Raw genomic sequence first — 17,432 nt, 5'->3', positions numbered from 1 at the left:
AGCCGAGCAGCAAAAGCTTGCAAAGCAGCCTGTCATACAAGTCAGGGATCGAGAATGAAAACGGGGAGACAATCTCTGTCTCCCCGCCAATCGTGCTGCCTTGTATTTTTCTTCGTGATGGCGCATCGCCCTGAATACGTACCATGTTCACCAAAGGCGATAGCCCGTGGTCTCTTGTTGTTGTGCAGTAACGGCTGCGAACATCTCGTATTCAAAACAATCTTCCATGACGACAGCCAGCAGGCTGCTCCAGCGCTTTTGTTATTGTTCTGGAGTGTCGCAGGGTTGTGTTGTTGTTGTTTGACAACGCTGCAGTGACATCGCGTTCTGGTCATGAGAGGACGTTTGTTGTTGTTATTAACCTCGCATGCCGTTGAGCCTTTATTGTTGTTATGAGCTCATTGGCACATTACTGACAGATGCCCTTGTCTTGTTATTGTTCAAGGCAGTCTGTTTGATCGGGATCAGCAATTGTTTTTGTTATCAGCCGGTTCAAGCGATCACTGTTATTCTTTTTCAGTCGCTTATAAGGTGCAGAACACGTGCCAGTTAAAAAATAAACCTTTATATTCAATTTCTTATGCAAAGACATGGCATTCGGAGTAGTCGGTAACAGCTTCGGTTACCTGTCATGCTCCATTTTTGCACTAAAGGCGTGCATAAAAATGCCCATGCGCTTTTTTTTGGTGCATTGTCTTTGTTGGTTAGGGTCAGCATACGCGTAACGAGCAGTAAAAAAAGACGACGATGGTCGATATGGGTCAGATTGATGTCGTGCGCTGAACATTCCCAGGGCACAGATTGTGCGGTTGCCAGCTCTCGATAGCGGCTTTGAGCTGATCATCGACGTGTGCCCGGCGCAGTGTCGGTGACGGCGACTGGCCCAACAGAATCAGCGCTTCATGCAGCAGCGGACGAACGGCATCATGCTGCAGGGGAAGAGCCGGGGCCAGATTCTGCTTCGAAAGTTTCTGACCATTTGCGGCAACCACCAGTGGGAGATGAAGATATTTTGGGGTGGCATACCCCAATGCCTGTTGCAGGCGAATCTGCCAGGGCGTGTTGTCGAGCAGATCGGCGCCTCGAACGATGTCCGTGACGCCCTGTCGGGCGTCATCAACCACAACCGCCAGCTGATAGGCCCATAGACCATCGCGTCGCTTTAGTACGACATCCCCAAGATCAGGCAACGACCAGCGCTGATGTCCCAGCCGCCGATCCTGCCAGTAAATCTCGGGCTCACCGGAATCGGTACGCAAACGCCAGGCGCAATCTCTTTCAGGATGCAGGGGGCCCTGACGACACCACCCGGGATAAATCCCAAGATGCTGCCACTCCCTCCGGGAGCAGCTACAGGGATAGGCCATGCCGCAGGCGACAAGCGCGTCCAGCGCCTTTTGATAGTCGCTGTCATGTTCATGCTGATATTTGACGGCGCCATCGTGATAAAGGCCAAAGGCGTCGAGCTGCTCGATAATGGTATCGCTGGCGCCGGGCGGGCAGCGGGGCGGGTCAATATCCTCGATCCTTAGCAGCCAGCGACCCTTTTTTGCGCGAGCGTCCAGCCAGCTGGCGAGAGCGGCCAGCAGCGAGCCAAAATGCAACGGCCCCGAAGGCGTTGGTGCAAAGCGACCAACGACTGCGGGGCCAGGTTCAAGCTGTTCCATGCCCGGCATTCAGCCTCCGAGCTGTTTTTCCTTCAGTTCCGACAGGGTCTTGCAATCCACGCAGAGCGTCGCCGTAGGCCGAGCTTCCAGGCGTCGGATACCGATTTCGATGCCACAGGCCTCGCAAAAGCCGTAGTCATCTTCATCGATCTTTTCGATGGTCTCGTTGATCTTTTTGAGCAGTTTTCGTTCACGATCACGCGTGCGAAGCTCAAGATTGAAGCCTTCTTCCTGTGTGGCACGGTCGGCAGGATCAGCGTAGTTATTGGCGTCTTCCTGAAGGTGACGAACGGTACGATCGACCTCTTCCATTAGATCGCTTTTCCAGTTGAGCAGGATCTGGCGAAAGTGTGCCAGCTGCTTTTCATTCATGTACTCTTCGCCCGGCGCTGGCTCGTAGGGCGTAAAGGTATCGGGCGACTGCGTCTCGGCTAATGCCATGGGAGATTGCCTCACTGCAGGTAAGGGCGATGCCGTAAGCCTGCAAGACTGTTCCTGATTACCGCATCGCATGATTCAGGGTAGAGCTATGTATAGAAAATCCATGCTGATTGCAAGCTGGTCTCAACAAAAGTCTGCAGGGCTGGAAATCACCTCATGAGTATAGTTCAAACCATGATATCGGCCGCGGAGGCGAGTTCATGAAGTTGCCGCCACTTTGGTCGGGTGTACTTATCGCGCGCTACAAACGTTTTCTGGCTGACATTCGTCTCGACGACGGACGCGTGATTACGGCCCATTGTCCCAATACCGGCTCGATGCGTGCCGTTAATGTGCCTGGCTGTCGGGTGTGGGTGTCCTGGCATGACAATCCGAAACGCCGTCTGCCTTGGACGTGGGAGCTGATTGAGCTGCCGGATGGTGCGATGGCCTCCGTTCATACCGGGCGTGCCAATGCACTGGTGCAGGAGGCTCTGGAAAGCGGCGGCATTCTTCCCTTTGACAGGGCGTGGGGGCTGCAGCGTGAGGTCAGGGTTGATGATTCAAGACTTGATTTTCGGCTGACAACCGAGGGGGACGAGTCCGTCTGGCTGGAGGTCAAGCAGGTCACGTTGAAGGAAGAAGGCCGCGGTTACTTCCCGGATTCCGTAAGTGCTCGCGGACGTCGTCATCTTGAGACGCTGATGGCACTGCGCGCAGATGGTGACCGGGCCGTACTGGTATTTCTGGTCGCCCACAGCGGTATCGATGATGTCCGCCCGGCAGCGCATCTGGATCCTGCCTACGCCCGTACCTTTGAGGCCGCATGCGAGGCAGGCGTTGAAGTCATGATGCTGGGCTGCGAGATCACCCCGGAAGAGATAACGGCCTGCCGATCTCGCCAGCTCCAAAAGGATCAGGTGGCGCTGTCCGGGCCTTCCAGGTCACGGTCACGAAGGTAAGTGATTCTGGTCTTGCCATGCGGTACCGGACGGCCATCATCGCCCATGTTGACGAAGACAATTTCATCGATGGTCAGAATGTTCTTGTGAGTAATCTTGTTGCGCACCACGCAGTGCAGCGTCAGCGATGTCTTGCCGAACCGGGTGGCGGTAATGCCCAGCTCGATGATGTCGCCCTGGCGTGCGCTGGAGACGAAATTGATGGACGACATGTATTTGGTGACGACGCGCGAATTGCCCAGCTGAATGACCGCGTAGATGGCCGCCTCTTCGTCGATCCACTTTAGAAGGCTGCCGCCAAAGAGGGTACCGTTGGGATTGAGATCTTCGGGTTTGATCCACTTGCGGGTATGGAAATTCATGTGTCGGCCTCGACAAGGTCGCGAAAGGATTGGTTTATACTACCAAAGTCGAAGGTGCAGGCGTCCGATTTTATCTTTTGACTCGAAAAATGGCATCCTGGCCGAAAAGATTGGGCCAGTGTCGATGGCGCCACTGACCTTCCTTGCTGCCATTGCCTACGGCCCGATCGGTAATGGTATGTCCCTGTATGCGGCAAAGGTCGGAAAAGTCCCGGAAGGTCGACAGGTGAATGTTGGGCGTGTCGTACCAGGCATGCGGCAGTGAGCGCGATACCGGCATGCGGCCCTTGATGCCCAGCGACAGGCGGTGGCGCCACCAGGCAAAGTTGGGGAAGGCAATGATGCACTCATTGGCGACGCGCAGCATTTCATCGAGCATCAGATCGGGACGTCTCAATACCTGAAGGGCCTGGGTCATGATGACCAGATCGAAGGTATCGTCCGGGATATTGGCCAGCCCCTGGTCCAGATCCTGTTCGATGACATCCACGCCCTTTTCAAGGCAGCGGGAAATGCCGTCGCTATCGATTTCCAGTCCATAGCCTGTCACCTGCTTTTGCGCCGAGAGTGCCGCCAGCAGGGTCCCATCGCCACAGCCCAGGTCCAGAACGCGAGCGCCCTTGGGCACCCAGTCATAAATCAGTGCAAGATCAGCCCGCATTACGCATGGTCTCCGGCAGCACGTTCCACATCGTTGGCGATACGCGTCATGAAACCACCCAATACGGCTTCGTAACGCTCATTGGGAAGAAGAAAGGCATCGTGTCCATGAGGCGAATCGATATTGGCGTAGCTGACGTGTTTGCCGGCACGCAGCAGGGCGTCGACCAGTTCACGTGATCGGGCTGGTGCAAAGCGCCAGTCGGTCGTGAAACTGACCACCAGAAAACGACAGGTTGCCGTCGACAGGGCCCGTGGCAGGTCATCGTCATGCTCTCCGGCAGGATCAAAATAATCCAGCGCCTTGGTCATCAATAGATAGGTGTTGGCATCAAAGCGGGTGGAAAAGGTATCCCCTGATAGCGCAGATAGGACTCCACCTCGAATTCGACATCGTAGCCGTAATTGAGACTGTCGGTACGCAGGTCGCGACCGAACCTGGCGCCCATCGAATGCTCCGATAGATAGGTAATGTGGCCTACCATGCGAGCCAGCCGAAGCCCCTGTCTGGGCAGCGTCTGATGCTCGCTGTACCAGCCATCAAAGAACTCGGGATCGGATCGAATGGCCTGACGTGCGACCTCATTGAAGGCAATGTTTTGTGCCGACAGGCGCGGGGTGGCCGCAATGACGGTGGCATTGGCCACGCGCTCGGGCAGGGTCATCGCCCACTGCAGCACCTGCATGCCACCCAGACTCCCGCCAACCACGGCCGCAAACCGCTGGATGCCCAGCCGGTCGGCCAGCATTGCCTGGCTATGAACCCAGTCCGTTACGGTCATGAGCGGGAAGTCCGGCCCCCAGATACGGCCGGTGGCCGGGTTTTCACTGGAAGGGCCGGTGCTGCCGTGACAGCCGCCAAGATTGTTGACCGAAATCACGAAAAAACGTCGGGTGTCGATGCTCTTGCCGGGGCCAATGTGAGCGTCCCACCAGCCGGGTTTTCGGTCATCGATGTGATGATAGCCGGCGGCGTGGTGATGCCCCGACAGGGCATGGCAGATCAAAACCGCATTGCTGGCCGTTTCGTTGAGCGTGCCATAGGTTTCATATACCAGCTCAAAGGCGGGGAGTTCACGGCCGCAGGCGAGCATCAGGGGCGTATCGAAGCGGGCGACCTGCGGCGTTACCAGGCCCACCGAGGTAGAAGACAGTGTCTCGGGCATCAGCACTCAAATCCGGTCAGGCTGGGCAGGTCGAGATCGTGACCCACCGTCGGAGTGGCACTGTAGCATATCGTTGCAGGAATCGGGGTGAGGCGCTGGCGGGAGGCTGCCGTGCGAGAGCACGGCAGCCTTTCAGATCTTAAATCAGCGGTGCCAGTGGTCCGGCAGCGCGGCTGAGCGCACCGACCAGAAAACTGTCGAGCACGTTGATCAGCAAAAAGACCACGATGGGAGAAAGATCGATCATGCCGATGGCGGGGATGACGCGTCGTACCGGTGCCATGACCGGCTCGGTAATCTGAAACACCAGCAGGGCGCCGGGGTGGCCGGACTGTGGAGCGACCCAGCTCAGGATGATCATGATGATCATCGCAAAGAAATAGATCTTCAAAATGGCATTGACCACGCCGGCCAGCGCCGCTATCGCCAGAAGGCTGATGGGCGGAAAGCCAAAAATCGCCATGCAGATCAGGGCGATACCCGCCATCTTGAATACCAGCGCAACCACGAGCGTTGCGATATCAATGGGGCCGGCAGGCCGCAGGAGGCGCTGCACCGGCCCCACTACAGGCGAGGTCACCTTGACGATCGCCTGACTGATGGGGTTGTAGTAGTCGGCACGTGAGGCGTGCAGCAAAAAGCGCAGCATCAGCACGAACAGGTAAAGGTTGATCAGGGTGTTGACCAGCATGATGCCGGTATCGCCCAGTGCGCTCCCCATGAAGACTCTCCGTTATGTCGTCACAAGATGACAGGTGCAGTGAATTTACTGATCCTGAAGTTCACGTGCCAGCGACTCGGCGCGCTCGAAACAGGCCAGTGTGGCATCATCCACCATTTTCTCGAAGCCGGCCTGCTCAAAGCTTGAAATGGCACGCTCCGTAGTACCTTTCGGCGACATGACCTGTTGCTTGAGCGTTTTAGGATCATGTTCACTTTCTTTTGCCATATGGGCCGCGCCCAGAGCCGTTTGAATCGCCAGCCGCCGCGCGGTCTCGCGAGACAGTCCTCGTGCTACGCCGGCGTTTTCCATCGCTTCCAGCATATAGAAGAAGTAGGCAGGCGCGCTGCCGGCGATGGCGGTCACGGCACTGAGCAGGGTTTCTTCTTCGACCCATTCGACAATGCCAACGGCTGACAGCAATTCACCGGCCAGCGCGCGATGCGCTTCGCCAAGCCCCGGCGGTGCATAAAGGCCGGTAGCGCCTTCACCGACCAGCGCTGGCGTATTGGGCATGCAGCGCACAATGGGCAGGCTGTCGTCGCCAAGCCATTGACCAAGCGTCTCGATGGTTAGACCGGCAGCAATGGAAATGATCAGGGGACGACTGATCTGCAGGGCCTCCTGAAGCGGCTCACACACCTCACGCATGATCTGTGGCTTGACGGCCAGAATGACGACGTCGGCTTCGCTGACCCCGGCGATATTGTCGCCGGTGGTTTGAATGCCGTAGCGCGCACGGTGTTGCTTGAGCATGTCGTCATCCGGCGAGGTAGCCGTAATGGCCTCGGCCGGATAGCCATTATCGATCAGGCCACCGAAGATAGCGCTGGCCATGTTGCCGGCGCCGATGAAGGTCAATTGACTTGCCATGAAAGGGTCCTTGTTGTCGGAAGATTCAGTCTCGGCTGCCGAAAATGGCTGTGCCTAGTCTGACCAGCGTGGCGCCCTCGTCAATGGCTGCCTCCATATCGCCGCTCATGCCCATCGACAGGGTGTCCAGTGGGGCGTCAGGGTGGCGCCGTATCAGCTCCTCGAAAAGCTCGCGCAGCCGTGCATGAGGAACATGTTGCTGTTCAGGGTCATTGCTGGCGGCCGGAATGGCCATCAAGCCACGTAGACGTAGATTGGGTAGGGCCAGTACCTGTTCTGCCAGGGCCGGTAGCGCTTCGGGCATTACGCCTGATTTCGAGTCTTCCCGGCTGATATTGACCTGCAGACAGATGTTGAGCGCGCCCATGGACGTCGGGCGGGCTTCATTCAGGCGTCTGGCAATCTTTTCGCGGTCCACGGTGTGTACCCAGCTGAAATGCTCGGCCACCTCACGTGTCTTGTTGGACTGAAGCGCGCCGATATAGTGCCATTCGATCCCTTCGAGGTCTGTAAGCGAGCGCTGCTTTTCCAGCGCCTCCTGCAGATAGTTTTCGCCAAAAAGGCGTTGTCCGACCTCAAATGCCGCGCGCAGCATGGTCGCCGGTTTGGTCTTGCTGACGGCCAGTATTGCCGCACTGTCGACCGGCCTGCCTGACTTGACCAGGGCCTGCTCAAGTCGATGGCGACTCGCGACGATATTGTCCTTCACAGCCTGGCTCTGATCGGGAGTCGCGCGTGACTGCTGATCGCTCATGAGTGATCACTCTTTGTGACGTCCGGAACTGGGAACGCATGGATATTACCGAACTGCTGGCTTTTACGGCAAAACAGGGCGCCTCGGATCTGCATTTGTCTGCCGGCCTGCCTGCCATGATGCGCGTTGATGGAGAAATCCGTCGCCTCAACGCGCCGGCGCTTGAGCACGAGGATGTCGAGCGCCTGCTGATGGCGGTCATGAGTCAGCCGCAGCAGCAGACTTTCAAGGAAGCGCTGGAAATCGATTTTTCTGTCGATGTGCCCGGTGTTTCGCGCTTTCGTGTCAACGCCTTTCATCAGGACAGAGGCGCCGCTGGTGTTTTTCGTACCATTCCCGCTCATGTTCCAAGCCTTGAATCGCTGGAGCTTGGAGACGTCTTTCGACGCCTTGCCTGCTGTCCACATGGACTGGTGCTGGTGACAGGTCCGACCGGTTCGGGCAAGTCCACGACGCTGGCGGCCATGGTCGATCATATCAACGGGGCTCGGGCCCAGCACGTATTGACCATTGAAGACCCTATCGAATTTGTGCATCACTCCAGACGTGCCCTGATCAACCAGCGTGAAGTGCAGCGCGATACGCATAATGTGGCCAGCGCGCTACGCTCTGCCCTGCGTGAGGATCCTGACGTGATTCTGGTTGGAGAGATGCGTGATCTTGAAACCATGCGCCTTGCCCTGACGGCAGCCGAGACCGGCCATCTGGTGCTGGCCACACTGCACACCACCTCGGCGGCGCGAACGGTGGATCGTATCGTGGATGTCTTTCCAGGAGATGAAAAGGCGATGGTGCGAGCCATGTTGTCCGAGTCGCTTCAGGGCGTTATTTCCCAGCAGCTGTTGCGTCGTATTGGCGGAGGCAGGATTGCTGCCCATGAGATCCTGATTGCCACGCCCGCCATCCGGAACCTGATTCGTGAAGACAAGGTGGCGCAGATTTACTCGGCGCTTCAGACCGGCGGCGGACTGGGCATGCAAACCATGGATGCAGCCGTGACCCGGCTGGCGGCCGAAGGACTGATCCTGCGCGAAGAGCACGGCGGGTGAACGGATCATTCCATCCTGAGTGCGTCAGCGCTCATAGACCCCACCCAGAATGCGGGGGCCGGCCGCGCCGGTGACCGAGGCCAGATTGCCTGCAAGGCCTTCCAGGCGTCGCCAGGCAAGCCATGCAAAGGCGCCGGCCTCCAGCCAGTCCGGTGACCAGCCCAGCGTCTCGCAGTGTTCGGTGCGTATCGGTGACAGTCTGGCGCTTAGTGCCTTCATCAGGGCGATATTGCGCGCGCCGCCACCGCAGGGAATGACACAGGCACCTGCCCGGGCGTCCGCGGGAAGATGACGCTCCAGCTCGCGCGCGATACTTTCAACCGTCAGTGCCAGCAGCGTGGCCTGCACATCGGCGGGCGCTTCTTCCTTCAGATGGGTTTCCAGCCACTTCAGGTGAAAATGTTCCCGGCCGGTGCTCTTGGGCGGTGCGCTTTCAAAAAAGGGATCACTCAAAAGGCGTTCCAGTAGTGGCTTCTGGCAGTGTCCCTGAGCGGCCCAGGCACCATCACGGTCAAAACGGCCGTCATGGTGACGGGCATACCATCCATCCAGCAGGGCGTTTGCGGGGCCGGTATCGAAGCCGATCACCGGAATGTCGCTCCCTTCGGGTGGCAGCAGGGTGACGTTGGCAAACCCGCCCAGATTCAGCAGCACCCGCCATTGCTGGCGGTCACGAAAAAGGGCGTCATGAAAGGCGGGCGCCAGCGGTGCCCCCTGACCGCCGGCGGCGAGATCGCGCCGGCGAAAATCGGCCACGACGCGACAGCCGGTCAGCTCGGCCAGTCGCGAAGGGTTATCCAATTGCCATGTATAAGGAAAGGAGCCGCCCGGTCGATGCTCGATGGTCTGTCCGTGGCTTCCGATGGCGGCGATGTCTTCAATGGCAACGCCGCTTTTCTTTAATAGCGCACTGACGGCCTGTGCCTGCAGACGGCAAAACGTCTCTTCGGTCTCGGCCAGGAGCTCGAAGGCCGCCTCCCCAGCGTGACATAGCTGCCATAGCTGCCGGCGCAGAGATTCCGGCATGTCGATGCCCGTGGCTTGCATGAGAACGGGACGGTGGTGATGGCCACATTCCACCAGCGCGGCATCGATACCATCAAGGCTGGTACCGGACATCAGACCTATTACGAGACTCATCTATTCACTCCTGCCGGGGCGGTCCACGCGTTTGACGCCATGCTATCATGCCCCACATTTCCTGCTGCTCTTGCGCAGATCATGCGAGAGTAGGGCAGCTGCAATCATCTGAATACAGGAGAGGCAGGTCATGGCCGATGTTGCCGATGCGCTGGCACTGATCAAGCGTGGTGTCCACGAGGTATTGATAGAAGAGGAGCTTGAGAAAAAGCTCTCTCTGGGACGTCCATTGCGCATCAAGGCAGGTTTTGATCCCACGGCGCCCGATCTTCACCTGGGGCATACGGTGCTCTTGAACAAGCTGCGTCAGTTCCAGGACCTGGGGCATGAGGTTTTGTTTCTGATTGGCGACTTTACCGGGCGTATTGGTGACCCCACCGGCAAGAGCGTGACGCGAAAGCCCCTGACCGAAGAAGATGTCATGGCCAATGCGCGCACCTATCAGGAGCAGGTGTTCAAGGTACTTCATCCCGAGCGTACGAAGGTGGTCTTCAATGCGCAGTGGATGGGGGCCATGTCGGCTGCTGACCTGATCGGCCTGGCCGCGCAGACCACCGTTGCCCGCATGCTGGAGCGAGACGACTTTGAAAAGCGCTATCGCGGTAATCAGCCCATCGCCATTCACGAATTCCTCTATCCCCTGATACAGGGGTATGACTCGGTCGCACTGGAAGCCGACATTGAAATTGGCGGTACCGACCAGAAGTTCAACCTGTTAATGGGGCGCGAGCTGCAAAAGCATTATGGGCAGGTGCCGCAGGTAGTACTGACCATGCCGTTGCTTGAAGGCCTTGATGGTGTGCAGAAGATGTCCAAGTCGCTGGGCAACTATGTCGGCATTACCGACCGTCCCGGCGAAATGTTCAACAAGATCGTCTCCATGCCCGACTCTCTCATGTGGCGCTATTTCGAGCTTCTTTCGCTCAAGCCCATGGATGAGGTCAGGGCATTGATGAGTGATGTGGACAAGGGGGCCAATCCGCGAGACGTCAAGATGGTGCTGGCACGTGAGCTGGTCGCCCGCTTTCATGGCGAAGACGCGGCCGTCAACGCGCATCGCGCCAGCGGCAATCAGCTCAAGGAGGGTGAGCTGCCGGATGACCTGCCGGAGGTAGAGGTGGCAGTTGAGGATATGGCCGAGGCGCCCATTGCCTTCATTCTCAATCGCGCCGGCCTTGCCAATAATGGTGCTCAGGCCAAGGATATGTTGAAAAATGCGCGTGTCTGGGTGGATGGCCACAAGGTTGAGGCAGGGCATATGCTCGTCGTGGGCCATGAATACGTGATTCAGGCGGGCAAAAAACGCTACGCCCGGGTCCGTCTGCACAAGGTATAACCGGTTTTTGTACAAGTCATACACTTGCAGCAGTTTTTGAACGTAAAAAATTGGACACGACCGCTACATTCAGGTAAGTTGTACAAACACCGAGGCAGCGGACGCATGGAAGCGTTGCACCCATGGAAGGGAAGCCTCGGTGTAAATTTCAAAACGTCACCATGGATGGTGGTGTTTCAGGATCGGGAAGATCCATAAAGCCCGCAGCTGATATCAGCTGCGGGCTTTTTCTTTTGGGATGGCTAATGCCCTGGACGGCCTCAGGCCGCGGTCATTTTGCAGATGTTGATAGAGGGAAAAGGCCGTCAGCAAATCTTTTTGAAAAAAGGGGTTGCACGAACCGGGGTCGATCTATAAAGTACGCATCCGCTGCCACGGAGCACACGGCGACGAGGCAGCGGGGAAGTTAAGCAGGTGATTGTTTTGACTGGGGTTTTGGTCGCTCAATCAGGATTTCAAATCCAGCCGCTGACTTCCGGATCGAAAAAAAGAGGTTGACTTTTCGATCAAGGGCTGTAAAATGCCCACTCTCTCGAAGCAGCCGCCAACGGCGACTGAGGCAACATCTTCGAGACGCTCTTTAACAAGTCGATCAGGCAATTTGTGTGGGCGTCTGGCTCGTGTGACACCAGTCACATAGATAATCGAGCAGACGAACACTCGTCAAGAGTACCAGTTTGAACTCGAGCCCGGATTGATTCGCCTTTCGAGACTGCTTTGGCAGTGTCGAATAAAGAATCTCAAAGCTTCAAAATAAACTGAAGAGTTTGATCATGGCTCAGATTGAACGCTGGCGGCAGGCCTAACACATGCAAGTCGAGCGGCAGCGGGTCCTTCGGGATGCCGGCGAGCGGCGGACGGGTGAGTAATGCATGGGAATCTGCCCGGTAGTGGGGGATAACTCGGGGAAACCCGAGCTAATACCGCATACGTCCTACGGGAGAAAGCAGGGGATCTTCGGACCTTGCGCTATCGGATGAGCCCATGTCGGATTAGCTTGTTGGTGAGGTAACGGCTCACCAAGGCAACGATCCGTAGCTGGTCTGAGAGGATGATCAGCCACACCGGGACTGAGACACGGCCCGGACTCCTACGGGAGGCAGCAGTGGGGAATATTGGACAATGGGGGAAACCCTGATCCAGCCATGCCGCGTGTGTGAAGAAGGCCCTAGGGTTGTAAAGCACTTTCAGTGGGGAAGAAGGCATGACGATTAATACCCGTCATGAAGGACATCACCCACAGAAGAAGCACCGGCTAACTCCGTGCCAGCAGCCGCGGTAATACGGAGGGTGCAAGCGTTAATCGGAATTACTGGGCGTAAAGGGCGCGTAGGCGGCTTGCCAAGCCGGATGTGAAAGCCCCGGGCTCAACCCGGGAACGGCATTCGGAACTGGCAGGCTAGAGTGCAGGAGAGGAAGGTGGAATTCCCGGTGTAGCGGTGAAATGCGTAGAGATCGGGAGGAATACCAGTGGCGAAGGCGGCCTTCTGGACTGACACTGACGCTGAGGCGCGAAAGCGTGGGTAGCAAACAGGATTAGATACCCTGGTAGTCCACGCCGTAAACGATGTCGACCAGCCGTTGGACCCCTTGAGGGTTTGGTGGCGCAGTTAACGCAATAAGTCGACCGCCTGGGGAGTACGGCCGCAAGGCTAAAACTCAAATGAATTGACGGGGGCCCGCACAAGCGGTGGAGCATGTGGTTTAATTCGATGCAACGCGAAGAACCTTACCTGCTCTTGACATCCTGCGAATCTCCCAGAGATGGGAGAGTGCCTTCGGGAACGCAGAGACAGGTGCTGCATGGCTGTCGTCAGCTCGTGTTGTGAAATGTTGGGTTAAGTCCCGTAACGAGCGCAACCCCTATCCCTTTTTGCCAGCGGTCCGGCCGGGAACTTCAGGGAGACTGCCGGTGACAAACCGGAGGAAGGTGGGGACGACGTCAAGTCATCATGGCCCTTACGAGCAGGGCTACACACGTGCTACAATGGCCGGTACAAAGGGTTGCGAAGCGGCGACGTGAAGCCAATCCCATAAAGCCGGCCTCAGTCCGGATCGGAGTCTGCAACTCGACTCCGTGAAGTCGGAATCGCTAGTAATCGTGGATCAGAATGCCACGGTGAATACGTTCCCGGGCCTTGTACACACCGCCCGTCACACCATGGGAGTGGACTGCACCAGAAGTGGTTAGCTTAACCTTCGGGAGAGCGATCACCACGGTGTGGTTCATGACTGGGGTGAAGTCGTAACAAGGTAGCCGTAGGGGAACCTGCGGCTGGATCACCTCCTTAAACGACAAGTGTTCACGCGAACCAGCGCGTCCACACAAATTGCCTGATCGGATAGAGCGAAGATGCCTGGGTCTGTAGCTCAGTTGGTTAGAGCGCACCCCTGATAAGGGTGAGGTCGGCAGTTCGAGTCTGCCCAGACCCACCAACCTGTCGGGGCCTTAGCTCAGCTGGGAGAGCGCCTGCCTTGCACGCAGGAGGTCAGCGGTTCGATCCCGCTAGGCTCCACCATACAGCCCGGTGTCGGTATCTCGCTTTTACTGATGAAACCACAGTCAAAAGTCATGATGATGACACTCATCGACATGATTTCTGACTGTCTTTTTGACAGTACGCTCTTTAACAATGTGGATCATGCTGACCTGTCGGTCGGTGAACACCTCTCGCCTACGAGAGTGTCGTGACCCGGCCGGCAGAAAACGTATAAATTTACCGTGGTACGTCATGTCGTACGTCACCCGGTAAATGTCGTGTGATTGTGAGACCGGACCCCTTGGGGTTATATGGTCAAGCGATTAAGCGCACACGGTGGATGCCTAGGCAGTCAGAGGCGATGAAGGACGTGACAGCCTGCGATAAGCGTCGGTGAGGTGGCAAATGACCTGCGACCCGGCGATTTCCGAATGGGGAAACCCACTCATCACAAGATGAGTATTCATGAGCCAATACATAACTCATGAAGGCGAACCGGGAGAACTGAAACATCTAAGTACCCCGAGGAAAAGACATCAATTGAGATTCCCCCAGTAGCGGCGAGCGAACGGGGAGCAGCCCTTAAGCAGTGCAACCGATAGGCGAACAGTCTGGGAAGTCTGACCATAGCAGGTGATAGTCCTGTAGCCGAAATCCGAGCATTGTGAAATCGAGTAGGTCGGGGCACGTGAAACCCTGACTGAACATGGGGGGACCATCCTCCAAGGCTAAATACTCCTGACTGACCGATAGTGAACCAGTACCGTGAGGGAAAGGCGAAAAGAACCCCGGCGAGGGGAGTGAAATAGATCCTGAAACCGTGTGCGTACAAGCAGTGGGAGCAGACTTGTTCTGTGACTGCGTACCTTTTGTATAATGGGTCAGCGACTTATTCTCAGTAGCGAGCTTAACCGAATAGGGGAGGCGCAGGGAAACCGAGTCTTAAATGGGCGACTTAGTTGCTGGGAATAGACCCGAAACCGGGCGATCTATCCATGGCCAGGATGAAGGTCAGGTAACACTGACTGGAGGTCCGAACTCAAGTATGTTGAAAAATGCTGAGATGAGCTGTGGATCGGAGTGAAAGGCTAATCAAGCTCGGAGATAGCTGGTTCTCCTCGAAAGCTATTTAGGTAGCGCCTCACGTATTACCACCGGGGGTAGAGCACTGTTTCGGCTAGGGGGCCATCCCGGCTTACCAACCCGAGGCAAACTCCGAATACCGGTGAGTACAGCGTGGGAGACACACAGCGGGTGCTAACGTCCGTTGTGAAAAGGGAAACAACCCAGACCGCCAGCCAAGGTCCCAAAATCCCGGTTAAGTGGGAAACGATGTGGGAAGGCACAGACAGCCAGGAGGTTGGCTTAGAAGCAGCCATCCTTTAAAGAAAGCGTAATAGCTCACTGGTCGAGTCGGCCTGCGCGGAAGATGTAACGGGGCTCAAACCGGGTACCGAAGCTGCGGGTGCATCCTATGGATGCGCGGTAGAGGAGCGTTGTGTAAGCCTGCGAAGGTGTATCGTGAGGTATGCTGGAGGTATCACAAGTGCGAATGCTGACATGAGTAACGACAAGGGCGGTGAAAACCCGCCCCGCCGGAAGACCAAGGGTTCCTGTTCGACGTCAATCGGAGCAGGGTGAGTCGGCCCCTAAGGCGAGGCTGAAAAGCGTAGTCGATGGGAAACGGGTCAATATTCCCGTACCGGATGTTATTGCGATGGGGGGACGAAGAAGGCTAGGTGAGCCAGGCGTTGGTTGTCCTGGTGAAAGCATGTAGGCCTGGGGATCAGGCAAATCCGGTCCTCTACAAGCCGAGATGCGAGACGAACAGACTACGGTCTGGAAGTCACTGATGCCACGCTTCCGGGAAAAGCCTCTAAGCTTCAGATAACATGCGACCGTACCCCAAACCGACACAGGTGGTCAGGTAGAGAATACCAAGGCGTATGAGAGAACTCGGGTGAAGGAACTAGGCAAAATGGCACCGTAACTTCGGGAGAAGGTGCGCCGGCCAGGGTGATGGGACTTGCTCCCCTAGCCCTGACCGGCCGAAGAGACCAGGTGGCTGCAACTGTTTATTAAAAACACAGCACTCTGCCAACGCGTAAGCGGACGTATAGGGTGTGACGCCTGCCCGGTGCCGGAAGGTTAATTGATGGTGTTAGCCGCAAGGCGAAGCTCTTGATCGAAGCCCCGGTAAACGGCGGCCGTAACTATAACGGTCCTAAGGTAGCGAAATTCCTTGTCGGGTAAGTTCCGACCTGCACGAATGGCGTAATGATGGCCACGCTGTCTCCACCCGAGACTCAGTGAAATTGAAATCGCTGTGAAGATGCAGTGTACCCGCGGCTAGACGGAAAGACCCCGTGAACCTTTACTATAGCTTCACACTGGACGCTGATGTTACTTGTGTAGGATAGCTGGGAGGCTTTGAAACCCCGACGCCAGTCGGGGTGGAGCCAACCTTGAAATACCAGCCTGGTATCATCGGCGTTCTAACTCCGCACCGTGATCCGGTGTGAGGACAGTGTGTGGTGGGTAGTTTGACTGGGGCGGTCTCCTCCCAAAGAGTAACGGAGGAGCACTAAGGTACCCTCAGCACGGTTGGAAATCGTGCAATGAGTGCAAGAGCATAAGGGTGCTTGACTGCGAGACGGACATGTCGAGCAGGTGCGAAAGCAGGTTCTAGTGATCCGGTGGTTCTGTATGGAAGGGCCATCGCTCAACGGATAAAAGGTACTCCGGGGATAACAGGCTGATACCGCCCAAGAGTTCATATCGACGGCGGTGTTTGGCACCTCGATGTCGGCTCATCACATCCTGGGGCTGAAGTCGGTCCCAAGGGTATGGCTGTTCGCCATTTAAAGTGGTACGCGAGCTGGGTTTAGAACGTCGTGAGACAGTTCGGTCCCTATCTGCCGTGGGCGTCGGAAGTTTGAGAAGTGCTGCTCCTAGTACGAGAGGACCGGAGTGGACGCACCGCTGGTGTACCGGTTGTCATGCCAATGGCACCGCCGGGTAGCTATGTGCGGACGGGATAACCGCTGAAGGCATCTAAGCGGGAAGCCCCCTTCAAGATGAAACTTCCCTGGAGCCTCGAGCTCCCTGAAGGGCCCTCGAAGACGACGAGGTCGATAGGCGCGGTGTGTAAGTGCAGTAATGCATTGAGCTGACGCGTACTAATTGCCCGTGAGGCTTGACCATATAACACCCAAGTGGTTCGCATCACACGATGTTGGATACGATAGCGTATCGATCAGCATGATCCCGATTTTGACCCGCTGCCGAAAGGCAGCCGGTCTGCAGAATTGTCTGACGACCATAGCGTGCCGGTCCCACCCGATCCCTTTCCGAACTCGGTAGTGAAACGGCTCCGCGCCGATGGTAGTGTGGGGTCTCCCCATGTGAGAGTAGGTCATCGTCAGACACCCCTCCGAACCCCGGTCCAGATGGACCGGGGTTCTTTTATGTGCGCTCGAAAAAACGGCCGGGCCCGACCCTGCCCGGTCACTGACGTGACCGGGCAGGGCACGGGCTCAGTCGGCGCTGTCCTGCACGGCAAGGGCGTCGGTCAGGGCCGTCATCTCGGCATCCGTGCCGATCGAAGGCGCTAACTCACTCTGGGGAAAATCTTGAGGCAACAAAAGTCACAGTGATTGTGTTAAAGGGGCTTGGCAGGTCGAATCTTACCTTGATCGAACAGCTTGCCAGCATCGACAAGAACCTCTCTTTTGTCGCCTGCCTATACTGTGTTCCTGTTCCTGTTCCTGTTCCTGTTCCTGTTCCTGTTCCTGTTCTGCGTCATGTTGAAAACATTGAAAAGGCATCCCTGAGGATGCCTT

The 17,432-nt window shown here is 56.8% G+C and carries 11 protein-coding genes, 2 tRNA genes, 3 rRNA genes and 1 pseudogene; 8 read left to right on the top strand and 9 right to left on the bottom strand.

All coding sequences use genetic code 11. The features are described from left to right. Positions 1-761: 761 nt before the first annotated feature. Together gluQRS and dksA are read right to left on the bottom strand one after the other, a co-directional pair. A complete protein-coding gene (gluQRS, locus tag B9G99_RS03825) occupies positions 762-1,667 on the bottom strand; it encodes a tRNA glutamyl-Q(34) synthetase GluQRS (RefSeq protein ID WP_086623265.1) in 906 nt (301 codons plus the stop codon). Between the two features lie 9 nt (positions 1,668-1,676). Next, positions 1,677-2,108, bottom strand: a complete 432-nt coding sequence (dksA, locus tag B9G99_RS03820; protein WP_086620822.1) for an RNA polymerase-binding protein DksA — start codon at positions 2,106-2,108, stop codon at positions 1,677-1,679. 200 nt (positions 2,109-2,308) lie between these two features. Here dksA and sfsA point away from each other — a divergent pair, with 200 nt between their 5' ends. Then, on the top strand, positions 2,309-3,049 hold the full coding sequence (gene sfsA / locus B9G99_RS03815) for a DNA/RNA nuclease SfsA (RefSeq protein ID WP_086620821.1): 741 nt from the start codon (positions 2,309-2,311) through the stop codon (positions 3,047-3,049). Here the strand turns inward: sfsA and B9G99_RS03810 are convergent. From B9G99_RS03810 to B9G99_RS03785, 6 genes and pseudogenes are all read right to left on the bottom strand, one after another. Next, a complete protein-coding gene (locus B9G99_RS03810; RefSeq protein ID WP_086620820.1) occupies positions 3,004-3,411 on the bottom strand; it encodes an acyl-CoA thioesterase in 408 nt (135 codons plus the stop codon). The two genes, sfsA and B9G99_RS03810, sit on opposite strands and share 46 nt — an antisense overlap. Before the next feature lie 70 nt (positions 3,412-3,481). Then, positions 3,482-4,072 (bottom strand): methionine biosynthesis protein MetW, encoded by a 591-nt coding sequence (gene metW / locus B9G99_RS03805; RefSeq protein ID WP_086620819.1) that lies wholly within the window; start codon positions 4,070-4,072, stop codon positions 3,482-3,484. Next, a pseudogene (gene metX / locus B9G99_RS03800) lies at positions 4,072-5,237 on the bottom strand (homoserine O-succinyltransferase MetX). The gene metW and the pseudogene metX overlap by 1 nt, the downstream one beginning before the upstream one ends. Before the next feature lie 139 nt (positions 5,238-5,376). Further along, positions 5,377-5,958 carry a YggT family protein gene (locus tag B9G99_RS03795; RefSeq protein ID WP_086620818.1) on the bottom strand — a complete coding sequence of 194 codons (582 nt, stop codon included), beginning with the start codon at positions 5,956-5,958 and terminating at the stop codon, positions 5,377-5,379. A gap of 45 nt (positions 5,959-6,003) precedes the next feature. Beyond that, positions 6,004-6,831 carry a pyrroline-5-carboxylate reductase gene (gene proC, locus B9G99_RS03790; protein WP_086620817.1) on the bottom strand — a complete coding sequence of 276 codons (828 nt, stop codon included), beginning with the start codon at positions 6,829-6,831 and terminating at the stop codon, positions 6,004-6,006. A 25-nt stretch (positions 6,832-6,856) separates the two neighbouring features. Beyond that, a complete protein-coding gene (locus B9G99_RS03785; protein ID WP_086620816.1) occupies positions 6,857-7,585 on the bottom strand; it encodes a YggS family pyridoxal phosphate-dependent enzyme in 729 nt (242 codons plus the stop codon). 38 nt (positions 7,586-7,623) lie between these two features. Between B9G99_RS03785 and B9G99_RS03780 the strand changes: the two genes are divergently transcribed. Beyond that, the gene (locus B9G99_RS03780; protein ID WP_086620815.1) at positions 7,624-8,634 is read left to right on the top strand and encodes a type IV pilus twitching motility protein PilT; all 1,011 of its coding nucleotides are present in this window, start codon (positions 7,624-7,626) and stop codon (positions 8,632-8,634) included. 24 nt (positions 8,635-8,658) lie between these two features. Here the strand turns inward: B9G99_RS03780 and B9G99_RS03775 are convergent, their stop codons facing one another. Then, positions 8,659-9,774: an anhydro-N-acetylmuramic acid kinase gene (locus B9G99_RS03775; RefSeq protein WP_086620814.1), complete on the bottom strand. Its 1,116-nt coding sequence runs from the start codon at positions 9,772-9,774 to the stop codon at positions 8,659-8,661. Between the two features lie 130 nt (positions 9,775-9,904). Between B9G99_RS03775 and tyrS the strand changes: the two genes are divergently transcribed. The 6 genes from tyrS (at position 9,905) to rrf (ending at position 17,017) form a co-directional block, all read left to right on the top strand. Beyond that, on the top strand, positions 9,905-11,110 hold the full coding sequence (gene tyrS / locus B9G99_RS03770; RefSeq protein WP_086620813.1) for a tyrosine--tRNA ligase: 1,206 nt from the start codon (positions 9,905-9,907) through the stop codon (positions 11,108-11,110). A gap of 755 nt (positions 11,111-11,865) precedes the next feature. Continuing rightward, positions 11,866-13,401, top strand: a 16S ribosomal RNA gene (locus B9G99_RS03765). 68 nt (positions 13,402-13,469) lie between these two features. Continuing rightward, positions 13,470-13,546 (top strand) — tRNA-Ile (locus tag B9G99_RS03760). 7 nt (positions 13,547-13,553) lie between these two features. Continuing rightward, positions 13,554-13,629: transfer RNA gene (locus tag B9G99_RS03755), tRNA-Ala, on the top strand. A gap of 274 nt (positions 13,630-13,903) precedes the next feature. Further along, positions 13,904-16,794, top strand: a 23S ribosomal RNA gene (locus B9G99_RS03750). A 107-nt stretch (positions 16,795-16,901) separates the two neighbouring features. Continuing rightward, positions 16,902-17,017: ribosomal RNA gene (gene rrf / locus B9G99_RS03745) — 5S ribosomal RNA — on the top strand. The 16S, 23S and 5S rRNA genes sit together here with 2 tRNA genes alongside, the layout of an rRNA operon. Positions 17,018-17,432 lie beyond the last annotated feature (415 nt).

The sequence above is a fragment of the Kushneria konosiri genome (genome assembly GCF_002155145.1).
In the GTDB taxonomy this organism is placed as follows: Bacteria; Pseudomonadota; Gammaproteobacteria; order Pseudomonadales; family Halomonadaceae; genus Kushneria; species Kushneria konosiri.
The sequence above is the reverse complement of the archived record's forward strand: the minus strand, read 5'-3'. Positions and strand labels throughout refer to the sequence as shown.